Origin of the sequence: Cohnella candidum, assembly GCF_003713065.1 — a bacterium.
Lineage (GTDB): Bacteria > Bacillota > Bacilli > Paenibacillales > Paenibacillaceae > Cohnella > Cohnella candidum.
In genome coordinates, this window is sequence record NZ_CP033433.1 from 2,706,373 (window position 1) to 2,722,543 (window position 16,171).

The 16,171-nt window shown below is 56.3% G+C and carries 13 protein-coding genes; 2 read left to right on the forward strand and 11 right to left on the reverse strand.

All coding sequences use genetic code 11. The features are described from left to right. Nucleotides 1-27 precede the first annotated feature (27 nt). The 11 genes from EAV92_RS12640 to EAV92_RS12690 all read right to left on the reverse strand — a co-directional run bounded on the left by EAV92_RS12640 (nucleotide 28) and on the right by EAV92_RS12690 (nucleotide 12,112). On the reverse strand, nucleotides 28-2,340 hold the full coding sequence (locus EAV92_RS12640; RefSeq protein WP_164472756.1) for a LamG-like jellyroll fold domain-containing protein: 2,313 nt from the start codon (nucleotides 2,338-2,340) through the stop codon (nucleotides 28-30). 409 nt (nucleotides 2,341-2,749) lie between these two features. Next, nucleotides 2,750-3,064 carry a cyclic-phosphate processing receiver domain-containing protein gene (locus EAV92_RS12645; protein WP_123041426.1) on the reverse strand — a complete coding sequence of 105 codons (315 nt, stop codon included), beginning with the start codon at nucleotides 3,062-3,064 and terminating at the stop codon, nucleotides 2,750-2,752. Nucleotide 3,065: 1 nt separating this feature from the next. Next, nucleotides 3,066-3,848 carry a YheC/YheD family protein gene (locus EAV92_RS12650; RefSeq protein ID WP_164472757.1) on the reverse strand — a complete coding sequence of 261 codons (783 nt, stop codon included), beginning with the start codon at nucleotides 3,846-3,848 and terminating at the stop codon, nucleotides 3,066-3,068. Between the two features lie 143 nt (nucleotides 3,849-3,991). Next, on the reverse strand, nucleotides 3,992-5,161 hold the full coding sequence (locus EAV92_RS12655) for an immunoglobulin-like domain-containing protein (RefSeq protein WP_123041428.1): 1,170 nt from the start codon (nucleotides 5,159-5,161) through the stop codon (nucleotides 3,992-3,994). Between the two features lie 159 nt (nucleotides 5,162-5,320). After that, a complete protein-coding gene (locus tag EAV92_RS12660) occupies nucleotides 5,321-6,295 on the reverse strand; it encodes a cell wall hydrolase (RefSeq protein ID WP_164472758.1) in 975 nt (324 codons plus the stop codon). Nucleotides 6,296-6,503: 208 nt separating this feature from the next. Then, a complete protein-coding gene (locus tag EAV92_RS12665) occupies nucleotides 6,504-7,013 on the reverse strand; it encodes an SRPBCC domain-containing protein (RefSeq protein WP_123041430.1) in 510 nt (169 codons plus the stop codon). Nucleotides 7,014-7,028: 15 nt separating this feature from the next. Further along, nucleotides 7,029-7,364 carry an ArsR/SmtB family transcription factor gene (locus EAV92_RS12670; RefSeq protein WP_123041431.1) on the reverse strand — a complete coding sequence of 112 codons (336 nt, stop codon included), beginning with the start codon at nucleotides 7,362-7,364 and terminating at the stop codon, nucleotides 7,029-7,031. Nucleotides 7,365-7,527: 163 nt separating this feature from the next. After that, a complete protein-coding gene (locus EAV92_RS12675; RefSeq protein WP_123041432.1) occupies nucleotides 7,528-8,748 on the reverse strand; it encodes an MFS transporter in 1,221 nt (406 codons plus the stop codon). 14 nt (nucleotides 8,749-8,762) lie between these two features. Further along, nucleotides 8,763-9,806 (reverse strand): ROK family protein, encoded by a 1,044-nt coding sequence (locus EAV92_RS12680; RefSeq protein WP_241158260.1) that lies wholly within the window; start codon nucleotides 9,804-9,806, stop codon nucleotides 8,763-8,765. Nucleotides 9,807-9,985: 179 nt separating this feature from the next. Next, entirely contained in the window at nucleotides 9,986-11,194 is a 1,209-nt protein-coding gene (locus EAV92_RS12685) for a styrene monooxygenase/indole monooxygenase family protein (protein ID WP_123041433.1), read from the reverse strand. Nucleotides 11,195-11,215: 21 nt separating this feature from the next. Then, on the reverse strand, nucleotides 11,216-12,112 hold the full coding sequence (locus EAV92_RS12690; protein ID WP_123041434.1) for a copper amine oxidase N-terminal domain-containing protein: 897 nt from the start codon (nucleotides 12,110-12,112) through the stop codon (nucleotides 11,216-11,218). Between the two features lie 205 nt (nucleotides 12,113-12,317). On the opposite strand from EAV92_RS12690, the gene EAV92_RS12695 reads away from it, so the two are divergent. Next, the gene (locus EAV92_RS12695; RefSeq protein ID WP_123041435.1) at nucleotides 12,318-12,989 is read left to right on the forward strand and encodes a response regulator transcription factor; all 672 of its coding nucleotides are present in this window, start codon (nucleotides 12,318-12,320) and stop codon (nucleotides 12,987-12,989) included. 12 nt (nucleotides 12,990-13,001) lie between these two features. Then, a complete protein-coding gene (locus EAV92_RS12700) occupies nucleotides 13,002-16,151 on the forward strand; it encodes an ATP-binding protein (protein WP_123041436.1) in 3,150 nt (1,049 codons plus the stop codon). The last annotated feature ends 20 nt before the right edge of the window (nucleotides 16,152-16,171 follow it).

The window sequence follows — 16,171 nt, forward strand, 5'->3', positions numbered from 1 at the left end:
CCGATTTCAGGCTCCAGCTTTTTCAGGTCAGTGCCCATTATCCACGTAATGGGGGTTGATCAAGTTGGACACTTCCGCCGCGTTTAATGCCTTGCCGTAAATACGGACATCGTCGATCGTCCCGTTGAAATAATCCGCCCGGGATCCCCACTTGCCGGCTCCGACGATCACGTTGCCCTGAGCGACCCAGCCCGCGGAGATCGGGGTCGTCGCCTCCAAGTTGCCGTTTACGTACAATTTGAGTTGTCCGTTCGTTCTGTCGTGCACGCCGACCAGATGGTACCAGACGTTGGCCTGGGTGACGGTCGTCGAAACGGCGCGCGTCGTCGCGGACGAAGTCGAATCGGAATCCGTGACGCTGAAAGCGAATTTGTTGCCGCCCAGGCTGCCCGCGTCTCCCATCTGCAGGAAAAATCCGCTGACGTTGCCTCCATCGGCGCTTACGAGCGTCTGCCAGCCTCCGATGCTGCCCGGTTTAACCCAGGCGGACACCGAATAGTCCGTCGCGGTATCGACCAGGCTGTACCGTTTGCCGACGTCCGTCGAAGAGCTGCTGACGTAGCTGCCGGTACCGTTAAAGAGGATGCCGTTGCCCGTTTTACCCGCCGTGCGCACGGCCCCTCCGTTCAAGACGCCAGAGTCGCCGAAGTTCAGCTGCGCGCTCCCCGATACGTCAAGCGCATTGCCGGAAACCTCGTCGAAATTCCAGTAGAGATTCAGATTGGGCGAATACAAATACTCTCTCTTCACGATTCCGTCCGACAGGGCGTAGGCAAACGTTCGAACCTGATCGATAACCGCGTTCGCGTAATCCGCGCGGCCACTGTAGAGACCCGCTCCGATCACCGTCGGGCCCGTCGCGCTCCAGCCGCCGGCGTAGGCTTGCGTCCCTTCCAATTGGCCGTTGACGTAAAGCCTGAGCTGGTTGGCCGCTCCGTCGTAAACGCCGATGAGGTGATACCACTCTCCGATGGCAGGCGTCGTCGTCGAATAAGCCCTGCTCACGGAAGCGGACGTGGAGTCGGAGCCGAGCCGGCTAAAGGCGAATTTATTGCCGAATGCCTGGCTGTACTGCAAGTAGAAGCCGCTGACGTTGGCTCCGTCTTGACTGACGAAGGTTTGGTAGCCGTTCGGGTTGTTCAGCTTCACCCATGCGGATACGGAAAAACTGGCGCTTGTGTTTAGCGCGGAAGACGCAGAAGCGTAAGTGGCGCCCTGAAAGTTGAAGCCGCCGTCGATTTTGCCGGATGGCGACCATGACAGGGGGCCGCTGATCGCTGCATGGCGGGCATTGGCCGAAGAATCGGACGCGACCGTTCCCGCGCTCTCGTTGAACTTCCACCAGCCGGTCAAGCTCGGCTGGTCGTTCGTTAACCTTCCTTCCACGCCCGTTCCCGTCATGGCCACCGGCTGAATGGTACCGTTCGAGTTAAAATTCAGTTTATCGATGGCGACATAACGATGCTCGCCCTGAACAAAACCTACGGGATGCTTGTGATAGGCGATGAACCAATCGTCGCTTCCCGCTTTGAACAGAGCGTGGTGCCCAGGGCCGCATCCGACGGGGGTTTGTACTCCGTTCGTCGTCAGAATCGCCCCTTCGTCCGTAAAAGGCCCATAAGGAGAATTCGAACGTCCGTAGTGGACGTTATACGTGCAATCCCCCCAGCCGCCTGTCGACCAACTTAAGTAATAGACGTTATTGCGCTTGATCATGTAGGAGCCTTCTTTGTATCCTGGCTGGTTAAACGTCAATTGGGTAGGGCCCGTGTCGGCGAACGATTTCATATCGGGGTTTAGTTTGCGGACGCATAGGTTTTCCGTTCCGAAATAGAGGTACGCCTGGCCGTCCGAGTCGATAAAGGCGGCGGGATCGATATCCGCATAGCAGGGCGAGACGCGGGGGTCGCTCAGCAAGGGTCCCCCGAGGGCATCCGTAAACGGTCCCGAGGGGCTGGAGGAAGTCGCGACCCCGATTTTCCCGTCGCACGCGGAGAAGTAAAGGTAGTACGTGCCGTTCTTCTCCGTAACGGCCGGCGCCCATGCTTGCGTATTGCACCAGGAGATCGAGCCGAAATCGAACATCACGCCTTCGTCTTTCCAATTCACCATGTCGTCGGAAGAATAGGCATGATACTGCGTGTTGTACGAGGAGGTTGAATTCGTAGGGTATAAATAATATTTGCCGTTGAAAACCTGAAGATCGGGATCCGCGTACCATCCCGGTATCACCGGACTTCCCGAGACGTTGGACGGTACGGCGTAAGCGGTCATGACTCCCGCGATCGAAGCGAACAGCAACGAAAAGACCAGGAATAGCCTTCTGACCGGACTCTTCACTATGCATCCCTCGTTTTTAAAGAATGATGAATCGGAATAAGACGGATCACTCCCTCCAACGTAAGTTATATTGATTACGGTATTAATTCCATATTTAATATAACATGTATGATTTATCATTGAAAGCGGTAACCTGTCGAGGGAAATCCAAATTAATTGTCAGATCCATTGCATTCCGTGTTTATGGCTAATATGTCATTTTAACAAAAAAACGCCTGTCAGGACCGTGACTCCCGATCCGACAGGCATTCTTAAAAAAAACGAACACTGGGTTAATCCCTGGTTAACCATGCGGCTGTAAACTAACAATCAGGAGGTGTTAAACCATGTACTACGATGAAGACCGGGAGCCATACGAAGAAAAAGAAGAGCAAGACGCGAAAGCGAATGTCCAGTGACATCGCTTTTTTTATTTCAAAGGCGTCGGCAGCGGCCGAATCTCGAGTGAGACTCCTTTCGGTTTGTGGCGAGCCAATAAACGGTACATCTTCATCCTTCCGCGCGGGCTGTTGCTGTGGATGGTGATGTGCGGGGGGAACTTCTTACGCCGTACCATATAGAGCGCGACCCGGTAGCCTTTCGGTTTGTTTTTTCCAAGGTTATAATCCAGAGACAGACGAGCAACCGCGTTTCTTTCCAAATACTCGATGCATTGCCTGACCGATTTCACGAGAACGTAACCGTCCGGCGCGACACGTTTGTCGTCCAAAAATAAGTTTTTCACGTTAACCGTCTTCCACGGTTTTAGCCATTTTTTGTTTCGTGCCTTTCGTATGCAGGCGGACCAGTTGGAGCATCCGTTTGTACATGCGCCGGTTCCCGAGCACGACGAATGGCGTGACGGCCGGATTCGTATTGACCTCGAGGATCCAAGCTTTACGGTTTCTGCCGACGGCAACGTCTACCCCCAGCTGCCAAGCTCTCGGGTACCCTTTCCGGAACTGCTTGCCGATCTTGCGGCTTAACGAAAACAAGAACGCTTGGTACCGCGCGGCTTGGGGTTTCCTCATCGAGGAACGCAGTACCCGCGAGGCCGGAAGGCATTGGCCTCCTTGGCTTCTGTTCGTGACGATCCGGTTCGGCGGAGCCACCCTCGCCACGATGCCGGTCACTTCCCATTTTTTCCGCTCGTTCAACTGCACCATGATCCGAAAATCGAAGGGCCTCCCTCCGGATCGGAGTGTCCATATCCCCCGCTGGACCAGATAGGACTTCCGGCGTATCCGGCGAACAACATGATGACGCAACTCCCTGAAGCTGCGGAAGCGGACGGCCGTCACGCCTTGTCTTAGCCGATAAGCCCGGCCCGTTTTTTCGGCTCTCATGATTCCGATCCCTTTAAGGCCGTGTACGGGCTTTAAATAAACCATGCCGTATCTCCGCAGCATCGTTTGAAACCTCTTCACCGTGAAGCTCCTGGTCGGCGGGATATGAGAACGGATCTCCTTGTTTTGCAGCAGGATTCCGTTCTTTTTCAACTTGCTGGTCACGTAACGCGTGCCGGCCACGACGGGCCTCACATCCTTCCCGAAGACATGGTCCATTATACGGCGGTCTATCAGGTTGGGACTGGTTATCCGCATAGATGGCCACTTAAACGCAAAAACCGACCGTTCCATTCAAGGAGCGGTCGGTCGATTCGCATCGATGATTAAGGAAGCTGCTTCACGGTAACCGTAAAAGCTTTCGTATCGAAAGCCGCATTGTTGACCAGAACAGCCGTCAGCGTCGCCGTTTTGTCTCCGGTTCCAGCCGCCGGACGAATGACCGTTCCGTCGCTTTTCACCGTTTCCGGATTGCTGCTGTACCACAAGATCACGGAACCGTTCAGGCCGAGCGACGGCAACGACAGCTTCAGGGTCACGCTGCTGGCGTTATCCGTTCCGCCAAAGCCGAATTGAAGCGCAGCCTTGTCGGCTGCCGCTTTCTCCGCGTCCGTCAGCTGTTGTTTGACGATCAACGTAAATGCTTTGGTGTCGGTCACGCCGTTGCTCGACAACGTCGCGGTAAGGGTGACGACGGCGTCTCCCTGGCCGTTCAACGGGCGATTTACCGTTTTGCCGTCATTGGAGATAATGCCGGGATCGCTGGAAACCCACGCGATATGGGAGCCTTGGGCACCCGTCGCAGGCAGCGACAGCGCATAAGTGACCGAGGTCACCGTGTCTTGTCCGGAAAATCCGATCGCGAGAGCGGCTTTATCGGCGGCGACGATCTGAGCGTCGGTGAATTTTACCTTTACGGTCAGCTCGAACGTTTTGGTCACGCTGACCCCATTCTTCGTGACGACGGCCGTCAGCACGATTTTCACGTCTGCGTCCGTCGGACGGACGACCGTCTTCCCGTCGCTGGAAATCACCGCGGTATTGCTCGAAGTCCAGACGATCGTGGAACCGTATTTACCGGTTGCCGGCAGATTGAGCGACTGCGTCACCGAGTTCAGCGTATCTCCGGCCGCAAAACCGATCTGAAGCTTGGCCGCGTCCGCCGCTGCGATTTGCTGGTCGGTTTGGGGCTTTTCTTGGTCTTCTTTCTTCGCTTTCTGCCGTTCCATCGCCCGTTGGATCGCGGCTCTGGCCGTCGGGTTCTTCACGTGATCCAGCGCGTTTTCCAGCCCGGTCTTCTTGATGCCGTTAGACTTGACCTCGTTTCCGTCATCGTTTTTCACCGTTTCGACCGAAATTTTACCTTGCCGCTTGTCCTGTCCTTTATTCGAGTGGTTCGTCTGATGTTTCTCCGCCGGCGGCTTCGCCAGCGCGCTCCCCGATCCCGCAAGCGACAGGGCTAATGCGGATACGAGGGCCAGATGGAGTTTCTTCATGAGATCCAACCTACCTTTCAACCAAATTGTAGCGCTTACTATAGGGTTCGAATGGTTAGGCGGCTTTGAGGGGGTACGTGTCTCTAGACGTAAAAAACGGAAAAAGCGAACCGTTTCCCGAAAGGAAACGATTCGCTTCGATTGTGCTTTATGGATCGATTATTTCGCGAAAACGTGACTGCCGATCTTTTTCACGACCGTCACCATTTTCAACTTGTTCGGTTCCAGCTTCGCGTTAAAGAAATAGACGGCTCCCGGCACGTTGTTCTCTCCGGACAGTGCGGCCTTGGCCGCCTTGATGCTGTCTTTGGACGCCGTTGCTTTCGCCAGCAGTCCGTTGCCCGCCGGGGGAAACTGATGAGGCGCGTAAATGACGCCTTTCACCGTATTCGGGAAGCTCGAGCTGTGGACGCGGTTCAACACGACGTTCGCCACGGCCAGCTTTCCTTCATAAGGCTCGTTCCCGGCTTCCACCTGGACAAGCTTGGCGAGCAGCGCCAAATCGGCCGCGTTTATTTCATCCGTCTCGTCCGCGGCGGCTGCTTTCACCGGCTTCGGCTCCAAAAATTCGGGAACGACAACCTTCAGTTCCTGGCCCACGGTCAAGCCGTCTCCCGTCGCGCCATTGCGCAGCTTCAATGCGTCTGCGGTCGTATCGTTCGCTTCAGCGATGGTCCAGTACGTATCCCCCGCGACGACGACGTAAGGCTGCTCGGTTTGGATGAGCGCCAATTCCTCTTCCTTCTGCCAGCCGACTCTCGCGTTCATCGCTTCGGCCAACGTACGGAGCGGGAAATAGGCGCTTCCGTCTTGGGACTTCACCGCGCTCGGCAGCTCGTACGCGCCTCCGTTATACTCGATCTTCTTGGATCCGACTTTGAAAGTCAGCGAGTCTCCTAAACCGTTCGAAACGGTCACTTCGTCCGTATCCGCGTCATAGTCGAGCTGCCAGCCCATCTTATCCGCGAACTCCCGGACGGGAACGTAAGACCAACCTCCTACGTTCATCAAATCCTGGGTCAATTCCGTCTTTACGCCTTCAATGGATAATGCATGATCCTCGCTCGCTAACGCCGCTCCCGTGCCGGCCACCAGGAATAATCCAAGGGTCGTTGCCGCAATTCTAGTTAGCAATCTGATTGTCCTTCATCTCCTTTGTTTAAAGAAAAACATTCCAGCCTCATTGCTCGCTATTATACAACGATCATTCAGGAAATTATGGATTATTAGCGATTTCTTATTTAATAAATCGTTTTCATCTCCAAAAATAAGCAAAGCGGCCGTGCCCTTAGCAAGGGCAACGTCCGCTTTTGAACGAGCATATTCGTGCGTATTTCGAGGGTTAATTCGCGCTTTGGAGGTGTTCGGCCAAGCGGTCCCAAGTCTCCCGGATGCCTTGCTCCATACCCATTTCCAGCACGGTTTTGAGAGCTTCCTCGGAATCGTAGAACGCATGGTTGACGACCTTCGTTTTGCCGTCCAGCTCTTCAAAGATCAACTTGATGCGCGTTGAAGGAAGCGACGTGTTCACGTTTCCTTCGGCATCGGAGAAGCAGTCGACGTAGACGAAGCTCTCTCCTTCCGTGATCTCCTCGTAAACCGCTTTACCCCAGGACTCCATGCCGTAGAAGCTGCCTTGCTTCTCATCCATGCACTTCATGCAATAATGCCACACGCCGCCCGGACGGAAATCCACGTTGCATACCGTCAATTCCCAGCCGCGCGGGCCCCACCAATGCTTAAGATGCTCGGCTTTCGTGAACGCTTCGAACACCAGCCTGCGCGGCGCGTCAAACACGCGTTCCAGAATCAGTTCCCGTCCTTCGGCTTTCATGAGCATTTTGTCCGTCATTTCTAAATTCCTCCTTCAGGGTGTCGGCGAATCGTTTTCCTTCGTTTTCAACTTCTTCAAGTACCGGTCCAAAGCGTCGATCCGTTCGTCCCAGACTCCGCGGTACGTTTCCAGCCAGGCATCCAACGCTTGGAACGGATCCAGCCGAAGCTTGTAGTTCCGCCGGTTCGCGTCCGCTTGCACTTCGACGAGACCGGCTTCCAGGAGTACCTTCAGATGCTTCGAGGCTTGGGGCTGGCGGAGCCCCGTCCGTTCGGCGATTTCTCCTACCGTCAGGGAGCCGTCCAGCAGTAGTTCCACGATGCGTAAACGGTTCGGTTCGGCCAGCGCGCTGAACGTGGTGTAATCCATGGCGGGTTCACTTCGCTTCCTCGGCTGGTTGCCGTACTCACAATTGAAATATACCACTTAAGGAATATTCCTGTCAACGAATATTTAAAAAAATTTTCGAACATGTTAAAAAGCGACCTCCCGCTATGGAGAGATCGCCTTTGTTCTTCCGTTTTATATGGATTTAAGAAACCTTCTCGGAAACCCGTTCCGGTTGGAGCGTTTTCCTGAAGCTTGCCATCATCGCGTTGATTCGCTCGGAAGCGGCAAGCATGAACAAAATATATCCGGCAACGAAAAACGGAAAGATACCGATCGTCGTCTGCGCCGCCAGCCAGCCCAAAAGCGGAGGCAGCAGCGTGCTTCCCGTGTAGGCGAGAGCCATTTGGTAACCCATGATTTTCTGGGACCGTTCCTGCCCGAACCGTACCGGCGTTTCATGCAGCATGCAAGGGAAAATCGGTGCCAGTCCGAGACCGATCATGATGAAGCCGGTCAACAGCAACGGAGCGGGCAGCGGCAGCAGGACGAGCAAAGCCCCGGCCACCGCGAACCATTGTCCCGTCCGGATCAGCGTCTTGTTACTGACCTTAAAAGTGACAAAGCCGGTGATGAAGCGGCCGACCGTGATCCCCGCGTAATACAGCGAAACCCACTGGGCAGCGGCGGCAGCATCCATATCCTTGACATGAACGAGGTAACTGCTGCCCCACAAGCCGACCGTCGCTTCCGCCCCGCAGTAGAACAGGAAAGACATCAGCGACCATTTCAGCCCTTTCCGCTTGACGGGGCTTTCCGCTCCACCCGCTTCCTGGGCGGGAACCCGTTCATTTTCAACCGGATGACCGGCTGTCGCGTGTACCTTTCTCCATAACGGCAGCGTCAGGAACAACAGCAGGACCAAAGCGCCTTGGATCCCCGAAATAGCGAGGTATCCGTCTCTCCAAGCATTGCCCGCGTCGATGTACCGGGCCATGATAATAGGGCCGAGCGTGGCGCCGACGCCCCAAAAACAGTGGAGCCAGCTCATGTGGTGCGCTTTGTAATGGGCCGCCACGTAGCTGTTGAGGCCGGCGTCGACCGCGCCGGCACCCAAGCCGAGCGGAATGGAGCAGAGTATCAGCCAGAAGACGGAAGGGGAATGGGAGAAGCCCAGCAGCGCGCCGGCGGTCAAGGCAACGCTGACCAGCGTCACGAGACCGGTGCCGAAGCGCTGAATGACGACTCCGCTGAACAAGCTGGAGAAAATCGTGCATCCCGCGATGGCCATGGAGATCGCCCCGGCCGTATCGATCGATGCGCCGAGCTGTCCCTGCATGACCGGCCATGCGGAGCCGAGCAGGGAGTCCGGCAATCCCAAGCTGATGAATGCCATGTAAATGATGATGAGAAAAAAAGTCGCCATGCTTGATCGATGACCTACCTTTCGAGTCTTGTCAGGAGCAGATCCGGCTCCAGCTTGCTAAGCGTCTGTACGACCATGCCCCTCGCGTAGTCCTCCTCGAACGTATCGCTGAGAACGATCTCCGGAAGCACGGCTTTCGGCAGGCGGTCTGCGCAAAGCGCCTTGACGGTTTGGATATGATCGGCCGTGATGAAGCTTCCGCAAAGCACCACGGAATCGGGGTTCAGTACGCTGATCACCGAGATCGCCAGCTTTGCGAGCGCCTCGCAAAGCCGCTCCTCGGAAGCGGCCAGCGCCGTGTCCCCCCAGGGGATGCCCAGCGGGATATTCGCGACTTCACCCGCAAAGCCGCGCTTTCCCCGGTAAAGCTTGCCGTCGATGAAGATACCGGCGCCCGGCGGAAACCGGTCGGGAAAATACAAGTAGACACCGGTCGTATCCGGGTGGGACGGCCGCGCCAGCCAGAAGCCGACGGCCGCCGCGTTCACGTCGTTCTCGATGACGACCGGCAATCGGTACCGACTTCCGAGATGCTCCAAGATGGCCTTATCTTTCAGATTTTCATAATCGGAGACGATCAACTCTCCCTCATACTCCGCGCCGGGAAGTCCGATTCCGATCGCTCTTATTTGCCGGTACGCGGCCATCGATTCGTCGATCAGCCGCTGGAATAAGGCGAGCTCCACGATATCCGCGGGAATTTCCGCCTCTTCCAGGCGTTCGCCGGCGAGGTCGGCCACGGCGCGATGAATGAACAAGCGGCCTCCACGCTCGACCGGAAACAGAATCAGAACGAGGGCATGGCGTTCGTTATACGCGTACTTTAGCGCGGGCCTTCCTCCGTTCGAAGAGACCGGTTCCGTCTCTCGCACTTCGCCGGAGGAGATCAACTCCTGCAGCACAGTGCCCACGGTAACAAGGCTCAGGCCTGTCGCTTCGGAAAGCTGCTTTTTCGTCGCCGTGCCTTGCGCCTTCAACGCGTGCCTGACCAAGTTCCGATTAACCTCGCGGATGAGCGAGGTATTGCCTCCAATAGGCTGGCTCCCGATGATCGCCACCTCTTTTCACAACACTTATTAAAAGACTTTAAATAACTACCCCATAAGTTACCACGCCGGATAACTTGCGTCAACTGAAATAGCGCGCAACCCGCGCTATTTCACACCTTCTCCCGCGTTTAACCTATAAAAAAACGGCCCTTCTCCAGTGAGAGGGCCGCTTTCGCGCGGCGGAAACTTCAAATATTGCGGAGCAGCTCCGTTCTGGAGATGCCGAAAAACGCTTCGTGCGCTTGGATGGGATTCAAGAACAGGTTGACCAGCTCATCCGCGGTTTCCTGGCTTTGCGAAGCCCTCACCAAAAGGTCCGCGAACGAGTCGGAAGGCGGCCCCATCATCGCGTTCGTCCATTCGCTCACTTTGACGACCATTTCCCGGATCCGGTCCCAGTACCTTTCCGCCAGGAACACGTTCCATTCGCGATCCGCGAACTCCTTCAGCGTGTCGAACAGCGCCTCCGCGCAGAAGGAAGCGAGATTGGCGCCTTGACCCGTGATCGGATCGTTCAAGGCGACGCTGTCTCCGCAGCCCAGCACCAATGTGCCGTTCACCGACGTATACGGCAAGTGAAACCGCGGCTGAATCGCCAATCTCGTATACGCCTGATCGTCCACCAAGCGGAACCGTTCCTCGTCGACCCGTTCGTAAATACTCGGGAAGAAAGCCTTCAGCAGTTCCTTCATCTCTTGTATGAACGTGATCGGTCCCTTATCCCCTTTGATCCGGTCCAGTTCGCTTCCCGGAACTGCCTCGAGCAATAACGAACGTGCCGGACCATGTTCGGTCACCGTCGTCAGCTCGAACATCTCTCCCAAGCCGGGCAAAATGTGATAGCTCATTTTGTGGCCTTCGTCCGGCTCGATGCCGTGAAACAGGCCGGCTGTGCATACCCTTTGCGGGAAGGACGGGGCATTGGAGATTCCCCGGTTGACGGGGAACGGACCGAGCGGACCGATCTTCCCCGAGGCGTCTACGATCAGGTCGAATTCTTCCGCCAACCGCGGGAGATCGTTCGGGGAGAGGCGCGCCTTCCGGACTTGAACCCCCTTGCCCGGGAGCCCTTCCAGCAAAGCGGACAAATAGATCCGCTGATCCAGCGTTACGGATTGGCGGGCGGCGCGCCCCTTGAACATTTTCTGACCGCCCATGAGCAGTTCGATGGCGTCGATCCCGTACGCTTCGCCATAGTCAGGCATACCGTAACGCTGTTCCCTTTCCAGCACGGGATGGAAATGCACCTGAGTGGAAGGGATTCTTCCCTTCCGGATTTCCTCCGCATCCTTGGAAACGAACACCTGGACGTCGCAGAACCCGTCATTCGCCAGTGCGTAAGCCAACGTAGATCCGGCCATTCCCGCGCCGATGACGGCGATTTTTTTCCGGCTCACTCCCCGCTCCTCCTTTAACTCTTAATTGGCCGCCGTGTCGGCGATCGCGATAATTTTCACGTTGTCGTGGACCGCCGTCGTCACGATCAGGCCTTTATGGAATACCGGAAGCTTCGCCGCGGAAATCATCGGAACCTTATTGACGTTCGCCGTATCTCCCGCGTCGATCTTAACGGCTTTTCCGTTCAGTTTCACGATCGAAGTCCCGACTTTGTGCTCGATTTTTACCTTGCCTTTGACGGCGGTGAAAGTGGACGTTTTGGCTTGCCAGGTAAATTTATAACCGAGGGCTTCCAGCATGTTTTTGGCCGGCAGGTAGACGTACCCTTGGGGATCCGCGGCTTTCACTTTGATCTGTTTATTGCCGACGAATACGTAAGTACCCGGAACAAAATCGCTCGCGTCGCCTCGTTCGGCGTAAATGTAATCCGTGATTTCGGTGCGCAAATTTTTCGTGCTTTGGCCGGCATCCACATCCACGATGCTCTCGAATTCGAACGGCAGGATGCGGCTTTCGCCGGGCTTCAAGGTCAGTCCGTCCGCGAACGCGACTTTCGTTTCCGCTACGGTGTTGTAAGATTTATCCGACACGTCCAGGGCCGTATGCGGGTTCGAGATATCGTAAGGGCTGGTGTTCTGGAGCAAGATCGTCGCTTTAAAATGGTCGTTCGGAAGGGCGCCGCTGCCTTTCACGACTTCCAGCTTCAAAACCTTGACCGCCATCTCGTCATATTCCAGCGTTTCATCCTCAGGCTCTTCAGCCGGTTCATCCGCATCCTGTCCGACGGAATCCTCCACCGCGGGAGGATCTCCCGCCGCATCCGAATCGGACGTCTCCGCATAAGCCGCCGAGAAAGCAAGCATGTGGAGCAATGTCAGTGCCGCAAGCAATACCGAGATTTTCTTGAACTTGTTCATGGAATAACCGTGCCTCCGCTTCGATTAGGTTTACCATCCACATATTAGGCGGTCTGCGGTCATTCCAATAGTGACCCCGGTCATGCGGGCGGTCATGCAGACGGTCATGCCGGCTGTCACAAAAAAAGCGCGGTATCTATCCACCGAGCCCGTCTCTCCTTATAATCAGAGTAATCATACTATGGAAAAAGAAGGATGATTCCGCTTGTCCACCATTCGCATCGTCATCGCGGACGACCAAATTCTCATGAGAGACGCGTTGCAGACGGTCATCAACCTGGAAGAGGATCTGCAGGTCGTCGGCGTCGCCGACAACGGCGAACAGGCGCTGGACCTCGTGCGGAGCCTGCAGCCGGATCTCGTGCTGATGGACGTTCAGATGCCCCGGATGGACGGAATCGAAGCGGTGAAAATCATCCTCTCCGAAACGCCGGGCACGAAAGTCTTGATGCTGACCACTTTCGCGGACGATGACTACATCGTCGACAGCATGTCGCTTGGGGCGGCAGGCTTCCTGCTCAAGGACATGCCTGCGGATAAATTGATTCAATCCATCCGGGACGCGTTTGCGGGACAGCTCATCCTGCCCGGCATCGTTGCCGGCAAGTTGGCGGCTCAACTTTCCATGTGGGGCGGAACGCAGAAGAAACCGCCGCAAGCCGGGAGGCTGAGACGGGAGGGTATCAGCTTCACCTCGAAAGAAAAAATGGTCATCCAACTGCTGCTGGAAGGCCGCACGAACAAAGAAATCGCCAAAAAGCTGTACATGAGCGAAGGGACCGTCAAAAATTACGTCAGCATCGTCTATCATAAAATCGGAACGAACGACCGGACGAAAGCCATCATGCTGCTCAAGGAATTGGGCATTCAGGGTTAGGAGGCGCTGCCCGTGAACGTATTCAAACGCGCGGCGGCCTTCTTGCCTTTGGCGATCCTGCTGGCCGCATTTTTGCTTTTGTCGCTGCGGATCGGGCCCGTCCGGCATGCCGTAAGCGAGACAACGCCCAATCCCGGCTCGTGGGCCATCCATGTCGGCGACTTGCCGCTTAACGGACTCGCGGCGAACGACTCCGCGGGCGAATGGAAACCCTACCCGATCGAAAGCCGCGGCGTGATGCGAGAGGTGCTGCCGGATGACTACCGGGGTTATTACTGGCTGCGTTTTAGACTGCCGGACCTTGGCGGCATGGAATCGCCCCGGCTGTTTATTTCCGGATTTCAACATGCGGAGCTTTACATAAGCGGAGAACGAATCTACGAGTTTAACACGGACCGTCCCGGCTTTCGGGTGAACAAGTACCAGCATTGGGACCTGGCCAAGCTGCGTCCTGAGTTCTCCGGCCATACGGCGTATGTCCGGGTGCTGCAGGACGACGCCGATCCCCAGCCCGGAGAATTTCGGATCGTCGACAAATCGGTGTTCTATGAAAACATGCTGCGCCGCGATCTGTTTCGCGTGTTGTTTATGGTCGTGTTCCTGTTTCTCTCGGCCGTTTCTTTCCTGTTGTGGGCGAACCGGCGGAAAGAGACGATTTATCTATACTTCGGCATCTTGAATGCATGCGCAGCCTACGGCAGCATCGGTCGTTCCTACTTGCTGCTTCTGTTTACTCACTCCGATCTCGCGGTATACCTGCAAGACGTCGCGGTTCCGGTCGGCGCCTTCGCGCTTCTCGGATTTCTCGGGCAAATCTATGGAGGCGGCAAGCCCCACCTCTTCCGATACGGCGCGTGGTGCAACCTCTTTTTCGGGATCGTCGCATGGATCGCCGCGTTTTTCCGTGCGGATCTCTACCATTTCATCATCGATAAAATGTTTCTCCTCACGTCGGTCCTCATCATGCCTGTCGTGATCGTTCTACTTGTTTCCGACTATCGACAATATCGGCGCCGCGAATCGATATGGGTTTTCACCGGATGCGCGGCGTTTACCTTGTTCGCCTTGCTCCACTACATCGAAGTGAACGTCTACCCTTTCGTCGGCGCTTTGATCGGCCGATATCCGTTCCTCTACTATTTTCAGCAAATCCAGATCGTGTTCGGCGCGTTTCTATTCGTGTGCTGCTTCGGCATGGTCCTGGTGCTGCAGTATACGCGGACCCATCGGCAAGTCGCCGTGTACGCAAAGGAGCTGCGGGCGAATAACGAGAAGTTGCTCGCGCTCGACAAACTCAAGGACGAATTTCTTTCCCGGACCTCCCATGAGCTTAGGACGCCGTTGTACGGCATGATCGGTTTGGCGGAAGCGCTGGCCGACGGAACCCAAACGCACTCAAGCGAAGAGTCTTTCCGCAAACTGTCGCTTATCGTGGCCAGCGGCCGACGGTTGTCGCGGCTGATCAACGACATTTTGGACCACTCCAAAATCCAACACCAGGACTTGTCGCTGCGCAGGAAACCGGTCGACGTCCGGCAAGCGGCCGAGATCGTCATTGCCCTGCTGGAGAAACAGGCGGAGCGCAAAATGCTTGCGATCCGAAACGAAATCCCCCGCGATTTGCCGAGGGCTTGGGCGGACGAGGACCGGTTGGAGCAGATCTTCTTCAATCTCGTGGGCAACGCCATAAAATTCACCGAGCTTGGCAAAGTGACGCTGCAAGGGGGCGTGGAAGGCTCATCCATCCGGATCACGGTGACCGATACGGGAATCGGGATCTACGAGGACGAAACGGACCGGGTATTCGAACCTTTCGTGCAGGGCAAAGACGCGGCTCGCGATGCTTCGGCCGGAACGGGTCTCGGTCTCGCGGTGACGAAGCAGCTCATCGAAATGCACGGAGGCGAAGTTTCCTTAAAATCGAAGCCGGGCGAAGGCACGCAGGTGACCTTGACGCTTCCGATATGGGAAAAGCCCTTGGAAGAAGAGACTAGCGGGGAGTTAAGGATAGGAGAAGCGGAAGAATCCGGCTTCGGCGGTTCGACAAATGAACTAGCGGAGAGAATCGGAGTCCCCCCTCTCATCCTATTGGTGGACGACGAACGCATGAATTTGGAGGTGTTGGCCTCCCAATTGGAGCCCGACTATCGGATCGTCGGCATGCAGAGAGCCGCAGAGGCCTTGAGCTGGCTTGACGCCCACCCGGATACCGCGCCGGACCTGATCATTGCGGACATTATGATGCCCGAGATGAACGGCTACGAATTCAGCGGCAAAGTCCGGGAGCGCTACAGCGAAGCGGAGCTCCCGATACTGCTGCTGACGGCGCAATTCGGGCCGGATCCCGTCCACGAGCGCATCCTCCCCGGCGTGAATGATTACTTGATGAAGCCCATTTCCCGCCAAGAGCTTCTGACGCGTGTGCATGTCCATTTGCGTCTTACCAGGCTGAACCGTTCTTTGGAGCAAGAGGTGCAGCACCGGACGGCGGAACTGGAAGAGACGAACCTCCAGTTGCAGCTCTCCATGAACGACACCATCCGGGCGATGGAAGAAATCGCGGTGCTGGAGGAACGCAACCGGATCGCCCACCGGGTTCACGATACGGTAGGCCACACGCTGACCGCGTCCATCATGCAGCTGGAAGCCGTAAAAAGGCTGTTCGGCAAGGATCCGACGGCCGCCTTGGACAAGCTGGATACGGCTCAGTCCGTGCTCCGAGGCGGATTGGAAAGCATCCGGGGGTTCCTGCACCAGTTGAAGGAAGACGGTCTGCAAAACGAACTGGCCGTTTCCCTGCACCAGCTCATCGCCTCTGCCCGGGAAACGGCAGACATCGAGATCGATGCCCACATCGGCTCGATGCCGGACGTCGGGCCGTTGCACAAGAAAGTGATTTTCCACGCGTTGCAGGAGGGGCTCACGAATGGCATGAAGCACGGCGGGGGCACGCGTTTCGAATTCACGCTGCTGTTCCACGAGAAGGTGCTTCACTTCTCCCTCCGCAACAACGGAGCGCCTTACGTCGCCTCCCCGTTCGGGCTCGGCTTGTCCGCCATCCGCGAGCTCACCGCCCAACTGGGCGGCACGCTGCAGATCAACGCCGCCCTGCCCGACTGGGGCTGCGAAATCAAGCTGCGGCTTCCGTTCTCGGCGGCTTGAGGCGGGGAGGGCGTTTTATC

What these genes read in the sequence shown, in the direction of transcription:
- EAV92_RS12655 (WP_123041428.1), bottom strand. Translation starts at nt 5,161, where the DNA reads ATGAAGAAACTCCATCTGGCCCTCGTATCCGCATTAGCCCTGTCGCTT.
- EAV92_RS12665 (WP_123041430.1), bottom strand. Translation starts at nt 7,013, where the DNA reads ATGACGGACAAAATGCTCATGAAAGCCGAAGGACGGGAACTGATTCTG.
- EAV92_RS12670 (WP_123041431.1), bottom strand. Translation starts at nt 7,364, where the DNA reads ATGGATTACACCACGTTCAGCGCGCTGGCCGAACCGAACCGTTTACGC.
- EAV92_RS12675 (WP_123041432.1), bottom strand. Translation starts at nt 8,748, where the DNA reads ATGGCGACTTTTTTTCTCATCATCATTTACATGGCATTCATCAGCTTG.
- EAV92_RS12690 (WP_123041434.1), bottom strand. Translation starts at nt 12,112, where the DNA reads ATGAACAAGTTCAAGAAAATCTCGGTATTGCTTGCGGCACTGACATTG.